Here is a 15,218-nt window from a genome sequence, read left to right as displayed (position 1 = left end):
GACCGCGCGGGAACCAAGGCGATTGGCAGACGTTGTTGGCTTGAAGGGACGATATGGTTCAACGCGAGGATTTTCCCATGATCAGGATATTGATCAAGACGCTGATTTCGGCCTGCTTTTGCCTGTCAGTGACAGCACCTGCTTCGGCAGCGCCGGTGATGGTGCAGAAACCGGCGGTTCAGATTTCCGGTGCATCGGATCTGGTTCAGATCCATCAGAAGCGCGGCTTTCACCGCCACCGCAACCACGGCTATTACAATGGTCATCGCGGCCATCGTCACCAGCGCCACGGCTACCGCCATTACAACGGCTTCTGGTTTCCGCCCGCAGCCTTCTCGTTCGGCATCATCATCGACCAGCCGCGCCGCGGCGGATATGTGCGTCCGGGCTACACCAATCCGCGGCATGTGAGCTGGTGCCACAGGAAGTATCGCTCCTATGACCAGCGGAGCAACACGTTCCAGCCCCATCACGGGCCGCGCCGCGAATGCCGTTCGCCCTACTACTGAGGCTGAGGTAAAGCCACGCCTTGGGTCACGGTGGCGTTAGTCACCCGGCCAAGCCTTGCAGCAAAAGGGCCTGTCGGTTAGGAGAAGCGCAACACATCCTTTCTCCTGCCGCAGGCCCTTTTTCATGTCCGACAAGAAGCAAAAGCAAAAGAAGCCTCAGAAGCTCAAGGCACGCCTGGCGCGTGGTTTTCCCGACCGCTCGGCGTCCGATATTCGCGCAACCGACGAGATGATGGCCAAGATCAAAACCGTCTACGAGCGCTTCGGCTTCGAGCCGGTGGAAACCCCCTTCGTCGAATACACCGATGCGCTAGGCAAGTTCCTTCCGGATCAGGACCGGCCCAACGAGGGCGTGTTCTCATTCCAGGATGATGACGAGCAATGGCTGTCGCTGCGTTACGACCTGACGGCTCCGCTGGCGCGCCATGTTGCCGAAAATTTCAACGACATTCAGCTGCCCTACCGCACCTATCGCGCCGGCTGGGTGTTCCGCAACGAGAAGCCCGGTCCCGGCCGTTTCCGCCAGTTCATGCAATTCGACGCCGACATCGTCGGAGCCCCCGGCGTCCAGGCCGACGCCGAGATGTGCATGATGATGGCCGACACCATGGAAGCCCTCGGCATTCCGCGCGGCCAGTACGTCATCCGCGTCAACAACCGCAAGGTGCTCGATGGCGTGATGGAAGCCATTGGCCTTGGCGGCGAAGAGAACGCAGCCCGCCGCCTCACCGTGCTCCGCGCCATCGACAAGCTCGACAAGTTCGGTATTGAAGGCGTGAAACTCTTGCTCGGCGCCGGCCGTTGGGACGGCGGCAAGGAAGGCGAGGGCGATTTCACGCCGGGGGCCGGGTTGGATGCCGCACACATCGAACTGCTAGTCGGGTTTCTTACGATCGCTGAAGGTGACGATGTCGAAGAGACCTTAGCTTCAGCTGAAAATCGTTTTGAAGAAAGCGCCACGGTGTTGTCGGGTGTTGACGAACTTCGTTCGATTTCTCAGGTGGTCCTTGCATCTGGCTATGGCCCGGATCGCATCAAGATAGACCCATCTGTGGTCCGCGGTCTCGAATATTACACCGGCCCGGTTTTCGAAGCCGAGCTCCTGTTCGACGTCACCAACGAGAAGGGCCAGAAAGTGCAGTTCGGCTCCGTTGGCGGCGGCGGCCGTTACGATGGACTGGTGTCGCGCTTCATGGGCCAGCCGGTGCCGGCCACCGGCTTCTCGATCGGCGTCTCGCGGCTGATGACGGCGCTGAAGAACCTCGGCAAGCTTTCGGGCGACGCGGCAACCGGGCCCATTCTCGTCACCATCATGGACCGCGACCGGATCGGCGATTACGCGAAGATGGCGCAGGAACTGCGCTCGGAACTCAACCCGCTGGGCGGTGACGGGCAGCCGACAGGCCCCACCATTCCGGTCGAGCTGTTTCAGGGTAACCCCAAGGATTTCCCCAAGCAGCTGCGCTATGCCGACCGGCGCGGCTCGCCCATTGCCGTCATCCAGGGCGGCAACGAGAAAGAGGCAGGCAAGGTCATCGTCAAGGACCTGATCGAGGGCAAGCGCATCGCCGAGACCATCACCGACAATGCCGAATGGCGTGAGGCCAAGGCCGGCGAGCACCTGGTAGATGAGACGGATCTCGTCATCACCGTCAAGCGGATCCTGGCCGAACAGGCCTCCGATGCTCAGGAAATCTGACGTGGAGGCTCTGTCCATTCTTTGCCCATCTTTCCCCTCGCCACCCCCTCCCCGCGAGGGGGAGGGGCTTAAGCTGCTTCGCCCTTCACCCTTGCTCCTCTGGGTTCGGTTGGTGACTGCTCTGTTTCCTAGGCTCGAGTTGGGACGGACTAGCCCCTCCCCCTTGTGGGGAGGGGGGTGGGGAGGGGCCTTTGTCATCGGACAGGCTCGCGGAGGTGACTTCTCCAGCCGTACCCGGGAAGGGCTTGTGATGCAGTTCGGAGCTCCCGATTTTGCCGCCGATCTCGCTCGAGCGCTCGATGCGCTGGGCGGCGTGCGTGTCGACATTCCGGTAATCCAGCCAGCCGAGCCGTTTCTCGACATGGCCGGCGAAGATCTGCGCCGCCGTATCTTTCTCACCGAAAGCGAGACCGGCGAAAGCCTCTGTCTGAGGCCGGAATTCACCATTCCGGTGTGCACCGCCCATATCGCAGAAAACGTCGGTACCCCGCGCCGTTACGGCTATCTCGGCCAGGTGTTCCGCCAGCGCCGCGACGGGGCCAACGAGTTTTTCCAGGCCGGCGTCGAGGATCTCGGTGAACCCGATGAAGCCGCCGCCGATGCCCGGGCGCTTTCGGACGCACGCGGGTTGATTGCCGGTTTCGCGCCTGCTGCAGACCTGTCGATCATCCTTGGTGATCAGGCGGTGTTTGAAGCGGTGGTCGCCGGACTTGGCTTGCCCGCAGGCTGGCAAAAGCGATTGATCCACGCTTTCGGCAACGAGCAGGCGCTCGGTGCGATGATCGCCAAGCTCGCCAGTCCGGAAGCCGCCGCTGTTCCTGATGCATCGGTGGCTGGTTTTCTCGCCAATGGCGATGTGGCTGGGCTCGAGGCGCATATCGAAGAGGTCATGCAAGAGACCGGTTATTCGACCAACGCCAGCCGCTCGCCAGCCGAAATTGCCGCCCGGCTGATCAGCAAGCAGACCCTTGACTCAACCCGGCTGTCCGCCCGCTCGCTCGCGGCACTCAAGGCCTTTCTGGCGCTTGATATCCCGCTTGATCGTGCCGCCACGGCGCTCTCGGAGTTTGCCCGCGATGCAGGGCTTAATATCAGCGTCGCACAACAGGCATTCGAAGCCCGCCTTGCTGCTCTAAAGCAGCGGGGTGAGGATCTCGGCAGCATTCGTTGGCGCGCCGCCTTTGGCCGTCCGCTCGACTATTACACCGGCATGGTCTTCGAAATTTCCGCAAGCGCCGAAAATCTGGTTCTGGCCGGTGGCGGCCGGTACGACCGGATGATGACCCTGCTCGGCGCGCAAGAACCAATTCCCGCCGTCGGCTTTTCGCTCTGGCTCGACCGCATTGAAACCGTGAGGGCAGGCCGATGACCCTGACCGTTGCATTGCCATCCAAGGGCCGCATGAAGGACGACGCCATTGCCGTCTTTGCCCGTGCCGGCCTGACCGTCATGGCCATTGGCAACGACCGCAGCTATCGTGGCCGCATCGAGGGCATCGATGGTGTCGAAGTGGCTTTTCTGTCAGCTTCCGAAATCGCAAGGGAGCTTGGCGCCGGTGCGGTGGATTTCGGGGTCACCGGCGAGGATCTGGTCCGCGAAGGCCTCTCGCGCGCCGATGAGCGCGTGGAAATATCCGCCCGCCTCGGCTTCGGCAATGCCGATGTGGTGGTCGCCGTGCCCGATATCTGGAAGGACGTCGACAGCATGGCCGACCTCGGCGACGTGGCCGCCGACTTCCGTACCCGTCACGGGCGCAGGCTGACGATCGCCACCAAGTACTGGCGGCTGACCCAGAATTTCTTCTCCACCCGCCACGGCATCCAGCTCTACCGCATCGTCGAAAGCCTCGGTGCCACCGAAGGTGCGCCCGCCTCCGGTGCGGCCGATATCATCGTCGATATCACCTCCACAGGCTCGACGCTGACTGCAAACCACTTGCGCGTGCTCTCGGACGGCGTGATCCTCAGGTCCGAGGCCTGTCTGGTCCGCGCCCGCAAACCGGAACACGATGCAGACCCGCGGGTGGCATCACTGATTGACGCGGTGCAGTCTGCAAGCTGATTCTGGACGTGGCGGTTAAGAAAAGGCCGCCTCACGCGGAGGCGGCCGTGGCGGCGAGGGATCGGGAACCCCGCCGGCCAGGTATGTCGCAGGATGTCAGATCGGGGGGACTAGCCTGCGACCCGTAAACATCTACGTCAACATCTCCAGCCCGGATCACTTTCCAGCACTGTGTCAAACTATTTTTGCTGCCCGGCTGCTTGCCCCACTTGCGTTTTGCCGTTTTTCAGCCAAAAGTCAGTGACCCGGGAAAGACCCGGCCTGCACGCGTCCCTCGTCTCTGCCGCCTCTTGATTCGTGGGCTCCGCAGCGAATGGCTCCGCCAACCACAAAGCCGCTTCTCCACCGGTTCAGCCTCGTCCCAGGCATCGGGATGATTTTGGATTGTGGGGTTTATCATGGAATTCGCCATCGGATCGGTCGTGATCCTGTCGTCAATGCTTCTGCTTGCCATCCTGTCACGGATTTCGTCAGCCAATCCGGATGCAGCCATCCTGCGCGGGGAAATTCTCCCTGCCATGCTCTCGGTGCTGATCTCCACCGGGCTTACCGTCGGGGCCCTGCTGATGCTGTTCGCAGACGAGGGCTACTTTGCGTCACGCACGGTCGAGCTGGCGGTGACTGCTGCAGTCGTCATCGGGTCGGTCTGGATCATCGCCAGGTTCGCACGCAGCGTGAAACCCGGTTTGCCGGCCTGATCCGACCGTCTGACGGATCTGCCACGGTATTTGCTGTGCGGACGGCAGGGCAAAGAAAAACCCGGCGCTGACAGGCACCGGGTTCGATTATTTGTGTAGAGGACTTAGCTTTACGCGCGGCGTGCGTCGATCGACAACGCGCCTGCGCCGGCAATTGCTAGCGCCATGAAGCCGCCTGCCATGGCAAGGTTCTTCATGAAGCTCGTCATCTGCATCTGGTCTTCAGGCTGGAAATGGCCGAGATAGCCAGACGCAACGCAGAAGGCGGCCAGCGCCCAGGCGGCATAGCGGGTGAAGACGCCAAGCAGAATGGCAACGCCGCCGAGAATTTCGAGCGCGATGACCAGCCAGACGCTGATGCTGGGCAGCGGAACGCCCATGCTGGCCATATAGCCGGCAGTGCCCGCGACCGCGCCGAGCTTGCTGACGCCAGCCATGATGAAGATAATGCTCAGCAGCACGCGGCCAATGAGAAGCTGAAGATTGGTAGACATGGGTAACTCCTGGTTCGTAAACTGGAGAGACCCCTACACGGCAAACAGTGTTCCGCAAAGATGAACGATTATGAACATATCGTTCATTATTCGTTGACCGGGAATTACACTTCGCCGAATGTCGTCACTGCGTAATCGGGGGAGCCTTGTCGAGCAGTTTGAACTTCGGAAACACGAAGACCCCGTTTATGGCGCCATTGCCATCTTCGGTGAAGTTCGATGATTCGCCGATGCACATGATTGGAATCTGGCTTCCATCCGTGTGCATAATTGTGGTGGAAAAGCAGAATGACGAAGGTCGCATCGCCGCCAGCTCGTAGAGCTCGAGTACGTGGTTCCGGTATTCATCGTCGTAACACTTGACCAGATTGTAGAGCCCGAACTCACCCTGGTCGGGGAGTTGGTGATGGTACCGTGCCGCGGGTCCCAGCTGGAACACACCCGTGGCGAGATTGGCTTCGAAGGCTTCGATCCGGCAATAGTGGGAAATGACATCGAGATCGGGTACTTCGAGACCCTGCACCTGCGCGCCAATTCCGGAAATGCTGTCCGCTCTAGCTATCTTAAACAATGTACACCTCGGCAGTGCCCAATGATATCCAGCATGCGATAAGCCCCTTTACCAGGATTGCGCAACATGCACGACCCCCTGTTGGTGATATGGCACAATATCTGCCAGACCCGTATTTCAGGTCCGCAAACATCCGCTAGTCAGTCTTTGTCACCGGCACAGCTTGATGAAAACACAGGAAAAAGCATTCTCTCTGAAACACTTTGACCCTAATGGCTAAAATAACCGTTTCTCTCGGTTGGTTTGCTGACTGATATTAGGCCACCAAAGCTACATTTTGCAACAAGCGCCACAATCAAAATTGACGCGCGGAATTCAGCTTTGCCAAAACAGCAAAGGGGCGGCCCGTGGCCACCCCTTCACAAGTCACGCAACATGCGTGCACAGTCAGCAGTAAGAAGCCAATGGCCTTATTACATCATGCCGCCCATGCCGCCCATGCCGCCCATGTCAGGCATGCCGCCACCGCCGGCTGCTTCCTTTTTCGGAAGTTCGGCGATCATGGCTTCGGTGGTGATCAGCAGGGAAGCAACCGAAGCTGCGTCCTGAAGCGCTGTACGCACAACCTTGACCGGGTCGACGATACCCATGGAGATCATGTCGCCATATTCGCCGGTCTGGGCGTTGTAGCCGAAGGTGTCGTTCTTGTGGTCGAGGATCTTGCCCACGACGATCGAAGCTTCGTCACCAGCGTTGGTTGCGATCTGGCGGCAAGGAGCCTGCAGGGCGCGGCGAACGATGTTGATGCCGGCTTCCTGGTCGGCGTTGACGCCGGTTGCCTTGATCGAGGCCGAAGCGCGCAGAAGTGCGGTACCGCCACCAGGGACGATGCCTTCCTGAACCGCAGCGCGGGTCGCGTTGAGCGCGTCGTCGACGCGGTCCTTGCGTTCCTTCACTTCCACCTCGGTGGCACCGCCAACGCGGATGACGGCAACGCCGCCGGCGAGCTTGGCGAGACGTTCCTGCAGCTTCTCGCGGTCATAGTCCGAAGAGGTTTCTTCGATCTGTGCCTTGATCTGCGAAATACGGCCTTCGATCTCGGACTTCTTGCCAGCGCCATCGACGATGGTGGTGGTTTCCTTGGTGATCGTGACCTTCTTGGCGCGGCCAAGCATTTCCAGCGTAACGTTCTCGAGCTTGATGCCGATGTCTTCGGAGATCACCTGGCCACCGGTCAGGATAGCGATGTCTTCGAGCATGGCCTTGCGGCGGTCGCCGAAACCGGGAGCCTTGACGGCAGCGATCTTGAGGCCGCCGCGCAGCTTGTTGACCACGAGCGTTGCAAGTGCTTCGCCTTCAACATCTTCCGAGATGATGATCAGCGGCTTGGAGGTCTGAACGACCGATTCCAGAACCGGCAGCATCGCCTGGAGGTTGGAGAGCTTCTTCTCATGCAGAAGGATGTAGGCGTCTTCGAGTTCGGCAACCATCTTCTCGGAGTTGGTGACGAAGTACGGCGACAGGTAACCGCGGTCGAACTGCATGCCTTCGACGACTTCCAGCTCGCTTTCAGCGGTCTTGGCTTCCTCGACGGTGATCACGCCTTCGTTGCCGACGCGCTGCATGGCTTCGGCGATGTCCTTGCCGATCTGTGCTTCGCCGTTGGCCGAGATCGTGCCGACCTGTTCGACTTCCGCCGAGGTCTTGATCTTCTTGGCCTTCTTCTGAAGGTCGGCGATGACTTCGGAGACAGCGAGGTCGATACCGCGCTTCAGGTCCATCGGGTTCATGCCGGCAGCAACAGCCTTGGCGCCTTCGCGAACGATCGACTGGGCCAGAACGGTTGCAGTGGTGGTGCCGTCACCGGCGATGTCGTTGGTCTTCGAAGCAACTTCGCGGACCATCTGTGCGCCCATGTTCTCGAACTTGTCTTCCAGTTCGATTTCCTTGGCAACGGTGACGCCGTCCTTGGTGATGCGCGGAGCGCCGAAGGACTTGTCGATGATCACGTTGCGGCCTTTCGGGCCAAGGGTGACTTTCACCGCATCAGCGAGAATGTCGACGCCCTTGATCATCTTTTCGCGGGCGGTGCGCCCGAATTTTACTTCTTTAGCAGCCATTTAACTTAACTCCCGGGCCTGGGGCCCATAGTCTTGAGGCAGATTGGAATTGTATCGGCAGATGCCCGGATTAACCGAGAATGCCCATGATGTCGCTTTCCTTCATGATCAGAAGGTCTTCGCCGTCGAGCTTGACTTCGGTGCCCGACCATTTGCCGAACAGCACGCGGTCGCCGGCCTTGACGTCGAGCTCGACCAGCTTGCCCGCATCGTCACGGACACCCGAACCGACGGCGATGACTTCGCCTTCCTGTGGCTTTTCCTTGGCGGTATCCGGAATGATGATCCCGCCTTTGGTTTTTTCTTCGGACTCGACACGACGAACGACGACGCGGTCGTGGAGCGGACGGAAATTGGTTTTTGCCATTGTCTATATTCCTTGATCGAATGACAGAAGCGGCTGAGTGCCCCGAATTGGGCCCCATCGATAGGACGTTAGCACTCACCTCTGTAGAGTGCTAACGACGCCGAGATAAGGATGCGGGGAACGAGAGTCAAGATATCCGAATTGTTCGGGATGGCAGAATATTTCGTCCGAACGGCATTTTTCCGGCGGGGTCTTGTAATCAGGGACAAGCTGCGCGACATCGTTGGTCCGGAAGGAACCGTGTGCCCATGTCCCGCAAGATTACCGATCTCGACCAGCTGACCGGCAGTGCCGACGTTCTGCTATGCGACGTATGGGGTGTCATCCACAATGGCGTCAACCCCTTTCCTTTGTCTGTGGAGGCACTGAAGGCTGCGCGACAGCGTGGACAGACAGTTGTCCTGATCACCAATTCGCCGCGTCCTGCCGAGGGGGTCATCCGCCAGTTCGACACGATCGGGGTGGATCCTGACTGCTGGGATGACATCGTGACCTCGGGCGATGTGACCCGGCAACTGGTCAAGGAGGCGCCGCGCGCACTGTATTTTCTCGGACCCGAACGGGATCTGTCGCTGGTCGAGGGACTGGATGTTGACCTGGTCGAGCCCGACGCGGCGCAGGCCGTGCTGTGCACCGGGCTTTTTGATGATGAAACTGAAACTGCGGAAGATTATCGCGAATTGCTCGATGGCCTGAGTCAACGCGGCCTCGAATTCATCTGTGCCAATCCCGACCGCATGGTCGAGCGTGGTGACAGGCTTGTGCCCTGCGCCGGCGCCCTTGCCGATCTTTATGTCGAGCTCGGCGGGGAAACCCGGATCGCCGGCAAGCCGCACGCGCCGATCTATCGCGAGGCGATGGCGCGGGCCCGGGCCATCCGCGGCGACGCTGATCCGGCACGCACGCTGGCAATCGGCGACGGCGTCCAAACCGACATCCGCGGAGCGCTGGACAACGGTCTTGAGGCGATTTTCATTGCGCGTGGAATTCACGCCAATCAATACCTCAAGGGACGGGTGACCGACGAAACCCGCCTCCAGGCATTTCTCGATGCCGAAGGCGTGGCCCCAGCCTACTGGATGGAATGGCTTGCCTGACATCAGCGAAGAAAGGAGAGACATGGCGCGGCGTTTCGACAATGCCGGGACCTTCGCAAGCGAACTGAAGGGCGGCGTCGTTGCGATCGGCAATTTCGACGGCGTTCATCGCGGCCACCAGGCCGTGCTGGCGCGCGCCACCGAAATTTCCCAGGCCGCTGGCGTGTCGTCCGTGGTCCTGAGTTTCGAGCCGCATCCGCGCTCGGTGTTTCGTCCCGACCAGCCCGTCTTCCGGCTGACGCCGGCGCCGATGAAGGCGATGATCCTGGGGCAACTGGGATTCGATGCCATCGTCGAACAGACCTTCGACAAGGCTTTTTCCTCTCAAAGCGCGGAAGATTTTGTCACCGGCATTCTGTGTGAACAGCTTGGTGTCCACCATGTCGTCACGGGTTATGATTTTCATTTTGGCAAGGGCCGCGAAGGCAATCCTGAATACCTGATGCGCTCTGGCGTCAGGCATGGTTTCGGTGTCACGCTTGTTGACCAGTTTCAGGCCGAGGATTCCGAGGTTGTCTCCTCCAGCCGCATTCGTGATGCACTGGCGATCGGTGACGTCGCCCAGGCGAATGCCCTGCTGGGCTATCGTTTTGCTGTTTCCGGCGAAGTGCTGCACGGCAAGAAGCTTGGTCGCACCTTGGGTTACCCGACGGCCAACATGGCGTTGCCGCCCGAGACCGGGCTCGAGCCCGGGATTTACGCGGTGCGCTTTCGCCGCGCCGGCGGGACCATCCATGATGGCGTGGCGAGCTTCGGTCGCCGTCCCACGGTCGCCGAACAGGGCGCAGCGCTGCTGCTGGAGACATATCTGTTTGATTTTTCCGGCGATCTCTACGGCGAAACCTGCACGGTATCCTTCGTGTCGCGGCTTCGCGGGGAGGAAAAATTTGAAGATCTTGATGCGCTTGTGGTGCAGATGAAGATCGATGAAGCCGAGGCAAGGGCGGTTCTTGGCTCGCTGCAGCCCCTTTCGCCTCTCGATGCCGCGCTGACTTTCGGGCCGCTCGGATGATCGGCGCCAAGTCGCGACGCATTCTGATTACCGGCGGCAACACCGGTTTGGGACTGGCGCTTGCCGCCAAGCTCGCCCGCCGTCACAAGCTTCTGCTGACGGGCCGGAAATCCGAGGGAGAGGTGGCCGGGACATTGCCGCCGGGCGCAGGCTATCTAGTTGCCGACCAGAGTGATCCCGAAGCCTCAGCCGCGACGGTCTTGCGCGGCATCCGCGACTTTGGCTGGGACACGCTCGACAATGCCGTGCTCAACGCCGGGACGGGATTCGCGGCGGTGAATGGTATTGACAGCACGCAGGCCATTCGCGCAAGCTTGGATGTAAACCTTCTCTCAGCCCTGTTGCAGGCCCGGGCGCTCTATCCGCTTTTGAAGAAATCCGGTGGCACGCTGACCCTGATCGGGTCCGTGGCGCACAAGGGGTCTGCCGCCGTTCCCGCCTATGCTGCCTCGAAGGCGGGCCTGCACGGCCTGGCGCGGGCGCTGCGGTCGGAATGGAAGGCAGACGTGAGTGTTCAGGTGCTCCATCCCGGTCCGGCAAAGACAGACATGCATGAAAAGGCCGGCTATGATCCCGGTTTCATGCGCTCGCTGTTTTTGGCGCCCGACGATGTCGCCGCCATGATGGCATCGGCGATTGCCGCGCGCCGATCGCCTGTCACCCTGTCATGGGTGAAATATCTCAATGGTGGTGCCTATACGGGGAGGCGGCTGTGACCCGCTCTCCGAAACGTGCTCTGGTCACCGGTGGCAGTGCCGGGCTCGGGGCCGCGGCGGTCAGCTTGTTGCAGGCCGGCGGCTACGAGGTTGTCGTGCTGGACAAGGATTCCCCCGCGGCCTCAGAAAATCCCGTCAAACACATCAGCTGCGATCTTGCGAGCCGCCCGGAGTTGGATGCCGCGCTGCCCGAGCTGATCGCCTCGGGCCCCTATGGGCTGATCTTTCTCAACGCCGGTATCAATGCCACCGGACACTTCGAAAGCATCGAGGCTCAAGCACATATCGATGTCATCCGCATCAATGCCGAAGCGCCAATGGTGATTTTCGCACGCTTGCTGGAAGCCGGTGCAATGCGTCGCGGCGCTGCTGCCGTGTTTGTCTCTTCGCTGTCCCATTTCACCGGCTATCCCGGCGCGGCAAGCTATGCGGCCTCGAAGGATGCTTTGGCGATTTATGCGAAGAGCATGCGACGTCACGCAAAGAGCAGAGGTGTGAGCCTGACCGTTGCCTTTCCAGGGCCGCTCAGGACCGGGCATGCCGAGCGCCACGCCCCCAAGGGCGCTGATGCCAGCAAGCCCATGGATCCGGCCGAAGCGGCAAGGCTGATTCTCGCCGACGCGCTTGCCGGCAGGAAGTCATCGATTCCAGGCAGCGCAAACCGCACCTTTGCGGTTTTGGGCCGGATAGCACCCAAGCCCGTGACGGCACTGATGCGAAGGCTGATCTATTCAAGGCTCTAGTTCCGGGCGCACGAATTGGCCTGTGGCACGGCGGCGATGCGCAATGTTCTTTTCACGCGCAACAAAAACCAGTAAGAACCCCCTCCATGACCAAGGTCGTCCCGATCATAGGCTCTCCGCCGATACGAATTATGGTCCCGGTTTCCCGCTGAGCTGCGCTCGCTGGAGACCGGGCATTTCGGCGTTATCACGCGCCCCGCTTTCATCGATTCCGATACACTGTCCACCACGGGCCATCGGCCCACAAGATTGCGACACCATGACCGACACCAACGACACCTTCGATTACTCCCAGACCCTCAACCTGCCCGAAACCGACTTTCCAATGCGCGGCGGCCTGCCGAAAATGGAGCCGGAGCTGGTCAAGCGCTGGCAGGAGATGCGGCTTTACGACAAGCTGCGTGCCAGCGCCGCCGGGCGGCCCAAATACGTGCTGCATGACGGCCCGCCCTACGCCAACGGCAACATCCATATCGGCCACGCGCTCAACAAGATCCTGAAAGATGTAATCACCCGCTCCTTCCAGATGCGCGGCTTTGATTCCAATTATGTTCCGGGATGGGATTGCCACGGCCTGCCGATCGAATGGAAGATCGAGGAAGAGAACTACCGTTCCAAGGGCAAGGAAAAGCCCGATTTGAAAGATCCGGCGGCAATGATCGAGTTCCGCAAGGAATGCCGCAACTGGGCCCAGCACTGGGTTGAAGTGCAGTCGGAAGAATTCAAGCGCCTCGGCATCGAGGGCGATTTCGACAAGCCCTACAAGACCATGGACTTCAAGTCCGAGGCCCGCATTGCCGGCGAATTGCTTAAGATCGCCAGATCCGGCCAGCTCTACCGCGGCTCCAAACCGATCATGTGGTCGGTGGTCGAACGCACGGCACTGGCCGAGGCCGAGGTCGAGTACCAGACCTATGAGAGCGACACCATCTGGGTGAAGTTTCCGGTGGCTGGAGGCTCGGAGGAACTTGCGGATGCCTCAGTCGTCATCTGGACCACCACTCCTTGGACAATCCCGGGCAACCGCGCAGTCTCCTTCTCCGATCGCATTGCCTATGGCCTTTATGAGGTCACGGCGGCTGAGAACGATTTTGGACCCCAAGCGGGCGAGAAGCTGATCTTTGCCGATGCGCTTGCCGAGGAGTGTTTTGCAAAGGCCAAGCTCGAGTTCAAACGCCTGTCCGATGTCAAGGCGAGCGATCTTCAGGGCTTGGTTGCGTCACACCCGCTGAAGGGTCTCGGTGGCGGTTACGAGTTCCCGGTTCCGCTGATCGCCGGAGACCACGTCACCGATGACGCGGGTACCGGTTTCGTCCACACAGCCCCCGGTCACGGCCGCGAGGACTTTGAAGCCTGGATGGATGCGGCTCGCGAGCTCGAGGCCCGCGGCATCTCGTCCGTGATCCCCTTCACCGTTGACGATGCCGGTTTCTACACCAAGGACGCTCCCGGTCTCGGACCTGACCGCGAAGGCGGTCCGGCGCGCGTTATCGACGACAAGGGCAAGAAGGGCGACGCCAACCAGGCCGTGATCACCGCCCTGATCAATGCCGGCAACCTGTTTGCGCGCGGTCGTCTGAAGCACGATTACCCGCATTCATGGCGTTCGAAAAAGCCGATCATCTTCCGCAACACGCCGCAGTGGTTTGTCTACATGGACAAGGATTTCGGCGATGGCACCACCCTGCGCTCGCGTGCGCTCAAGGGCATCGAGGATACCCGCTTTGTCCCCTCCGCCGGACAGAACCGCCTGCGCGGCATGATCGAGGACCGCCCGGACTGGGTGCTGTCGCGCCAGCGGGCCTGGGGCGTGCCGATCTGCGTCTTTGCCGATGCGGATGGCAATGTGCTGATGGACGAAGCCGTTGACGCCCGCATTCTGGAAGCCTTCGAGGCCGAAGGCGCCGATGCCTGGTTTGCGGAAGGCGCCCGCGAGCGGTTCCTTGGCGATCTGGCGAACGACCCGAAATGGATTCAGGTCACCGACATTCTCGATGTCTGGTTCGATTCCGGCTGCACCCATGTCTTCACCCTGGAGGACCGTCCGGATCTCAAATGGCCGGCCGATGTCTATCTCGAAGGCTCGGACCAGCACCGCGGCTGGTTCCACTCCTCGCTGCTCGAAAGCTGCGCCACCCGCGGCCGCGCGCCCTATGATGCCGTCATCACCCATGGCTTCACCATGGCAGAAGACGGCCGCAAGATGTCGAAATCGCTCAACAACCAGGTGTTCCCGCAGGACATCATGAAGGAGTCGGGCGCCGAAATCCTGCGCCTGTGGGTCATGAACACGGATTACTGGGAAGACCAGCGTCTCGGCAAAACCGTGATCAAGACCAACATCGACGCCTATCGCAAGCTCCGCAACACCATCCGCTGGATGCTTGGAACGCTGGCCCATGATGCCGGTGAATCGGTTGCACTCTCCGAAATGCCCGAGCTCGAGCGGCTGATGCTGCACCGGCTCTTCGAACTCGACCAGCTGGTGCGCACCGGCTACGATAATTTCGATTTCAAGCGCATTTCCCGGGCATTGTCCGATTTCGCCAATATCGAGCTGTCGGCCTTCTACTTCGACATCCGAAAGGATGCACTGTATTGCGATGCGCCGTCGAGCAAGCGCCGCAAGGCCTCCTTGCAGGTCATCCGCACGATCTTCGATTGCCTGGTGACATGGCTTGCCCCGATGCTGCCTTTCACCATGGAAGAGGCGTGGCTGTCGCGGCATCCCGATGCCGAATCGGTGCATCTCGAACAGTTCCCCGACGTATCGGCAGACTGGCGCAACGATACGCTGGCGGCCAAATGGAAAAAGATCCGCACCGTGCGTCGTGTGGTGACCGGTGCCCTTGAAATCGAGCGCCGCGAGAAGCGGATCGGCTCTTCGCTGGAAGCCGCGCCGGTGGTCTACATCACCGATCCGGCGCTGGTCGATGCGGTTGGCGACAGTGATTTCGCCGAGATCTGCATCACCTCGGGTGTCAGGATCGAGACCGTGGCGGGACCTGACGACGCTTTCCGCATCGATGATGTCGGAGCCGTCGCCGTGGTGCCGGCACTGGCCAAAGGCGTCAAATGCGCCCGGTCCTGGCGCATTACCGATGATGTTGGCTCCGACCCTGAGTTCCCGGATGTGTCCGCCCGTGACGCCGCCGCGCTGCAAGAACTCAAGGCGTTGGGGCGGCTTTGAA

At 60.7% G+C, this 15,218-nt stretch carries 14 protein-coding genes; 10 read left to right on the top strand and 4 right to left on the bottom strand.

All coding sequences use genetic code 11. The annotated features are described in order from the left end of the window. Positions 1 to 77 precede the first annotated feature (77 nt). The 5 genes from CRO46_RS16250 to CRO46_RS16230 all read left to right on the top strand — a co-directional run bounded on the left by CRO46_RS16250 (position 78) and on the right by CRO46_RS16230 (position 4,967). Positions 78 to 509 (top strand): BA14K family protein, encoded by a 432-nt coding sequence (locus CRO46_RS16250; RefSeq protein WP_097109041.1) that lies wholly within the window; start codon positions 78 to 80, stop codon positions 507 to 509. Between the two features lie 124 nt (positions 510 to 633). Then, on the top strand, positions 634 to 2,208 hold the full coding sequence (hisS, locus tag CRO46_RS16245; RefSeq protein WP_097108854.1) for a histidine--tRNA ligase: 1,575 nt from the start codon (positions 634 to 636) through the stop codon (positions 2,206 to 2,208). A 250-nt stretch (positions 2,209 to 2,458) separates the two neighbouring features. After that, positions 2,459 to 3,577 carry an ATP phosphoribosyltransferase regulatory subunit gene (locus CRO46_RS16240; RefSeq protein WP_097108853.1) on the top strand — a complete coding sequence of 373 codons (1,119 nt, stop codon included), beginning with the start codon at positions 2,459 to 2,461 and terminating at the stop codon, positions 3,575 to 3,577. After that, positions 3,574 to 4,269: an ATP phosphoribosyltransferase gene (hisG, locus tag CRO46_RS16235; RefSeq protein ID WP_097108852.1), complete on the top strand. Its 696-nt coding sequence runs from the start codon at positions 3,574 to 3,576 to the stop codon at positions 4,267 to 4,269. The genes CRO46_RS16240 and hisG overlap by 4 nt, the downstream gene beginning before the upstream one ends. Positions 4,270 to 4,667: 398 nt before the next feature. Next, positions 4,668 to 4,967 carry a hypothetical protein gene (locus CRO46_RS16230; RefSeq protein WP_097108851.1) on the top strand — a complete coding sequence of 100 codons (300 nt, stop codon included), beginning with the start codon at positions 4,668 to 4,670 and terminating at the stop codon, positions 4,965 to 4,967. A gap of 110 nt (positions 4,968 to 5,077) precedes the next feature. On the opposite strand, the gene CRO46_RS16225 is transcribed toward CRO46_RS16230, so the two are convergent. The 4 genes from CRO46_RS16225 to groES all read right to left on the bottom strand — a co-directional run bounded on the left by CRO46_RS16225 (position 5,078) and on the right by groES (position 8,459). Continuing rightward, the gene (locus tag CRO46_RS16225) at positions 5,078 to 5,461 is read right to left on the bottom strand and encodes a DoxX family protein (protein ID WP_097108850.1); all 384 of its coding nucleotides are present in this window, start codon (positions 5,459 to 5,461) and stop codon (positions 5,078 to 5,080) included. 124 nt (positions 5,462 to 5,585) lie between these two features. Then, positions 5,586 to 5,984, bottom strand: a complete 399-nt coding sequence (locus tag CRO46_RS16220) for a hypothetical protein (RefSeq protein ID WP_097108849.1) — start codon at positions 5,982 to 5,984, stop codon at positions 5,586 to 5,588. Positions 5,985 to 6,445: 461 nt separating this feature from the next. Continuing rightward, positions 6,446 to 8,092 (bottom strand): chaperonin GroEL, encoded by a 1,647-nt coding sequence (gene groL, locus CRO46_RS16215; protein ID WP_097108848.1) that lies wholly within the window; start codon positions 8,090 to 8,092, stop codon positions 6,446 to 6,448. Positions 8,093 to 8,162: 70 nt separating this feature from the next. Then, a complete protein-coding gene (groES, locus tag CRO46_RS16210; protein ID WP_097108847.1) occupies positions 8,163 to 8,459 on the bottom strand; it encodes a co-chaperone GroES in 297 nt (98 codons plus the stop codon). 248 nt (positions 8,460 to 8,707) lie between these two features. Between groES and CRO46_RS16205 the strand changes: the two genes are divergently transcribed. From CRO46_RS16205 to ileS, 5 genes are all read left to right on the top strand, one after another. Then, positions 8,708 to 9,556 (top strand): TIGR01459 family HAD-type hydrolase, encoded by an 849-nt coding sequence (locus CRO46_RS16205; RefSeq protein ID WP_097108846.1) that lies wholly within the window; start codon positions 8,708 to 8,710, stop codon positions 9,554 to 9,556. Positions 9,557 to 9,578: 22 nt separating this feature from the next. Continuing rightward, entirely contained in the window at positions 9,579 to 10,568 is a 990-nt protein-coding gene (locus CRO46_RS16200) for a bifunctional riboflavin kinase/FAD synthetase (RefSeq protein ID WP_097108845.1), read from the top strand. Then, on the top strand, positions 10,565 to 11,284 hold the full coding sequence (locus tag CRO46_RS16195) for an SDR family NAD(P)-dependent oxidoreductase (protein WP_097108844.1): 720 nt from the start codon (positions 10,565 to 10,567) through the stop codon (positions 11,282 to 11,284). Before CRO46_RS16200 ends, CRO46_RS16195 begins: the two co-directional genes overlap by 4 nt. After that, positions 11,281 to 12,027, top strand: coding sequence for an SDR family NAD(P)-dependent oxidoreductase (locus CRO46_RS16190; RefSeq protein ID WP_097108843.1), 747 nt, complete (start codon positions 11,281 to 11,283; stop codon positions 12,025 to 12,027). Before CRO46_RS16195 ends, CRO46_RS16190 begins: the two co-directional genes overlap by 4 nt. A 259-nt stretch (positions 12,028 to 12,286) precedes the next feature. Continuing rightward, positions 12,287 to 15,217, top strand: coding sequence for an isoleucine--tRNA ligase (ileS, locus tag CRO46_RS16185; protein WP_097108842.1), 2,931 nt, complete (start codon positions 12,287 to 12,289; stop codon positions 15,215 to 15,217). The last annotated feature ends 1 nt before the right edge of the window (position 15,218 follow it).

The organism is Parahoeflea halophila, from assembly GCF_900220985.1.
Classification (GTDB): Bacteria; Pseudomonadota; Alphaproteobacteria; order Rhizobiales; family Rhizobiaceae; genus Hoeflea; species Hoeflea halophila.
Note: the sequence above shows the minus strand (reverse complement) of the source record. Positions and strands in the feature narration are given on the sequence as shown.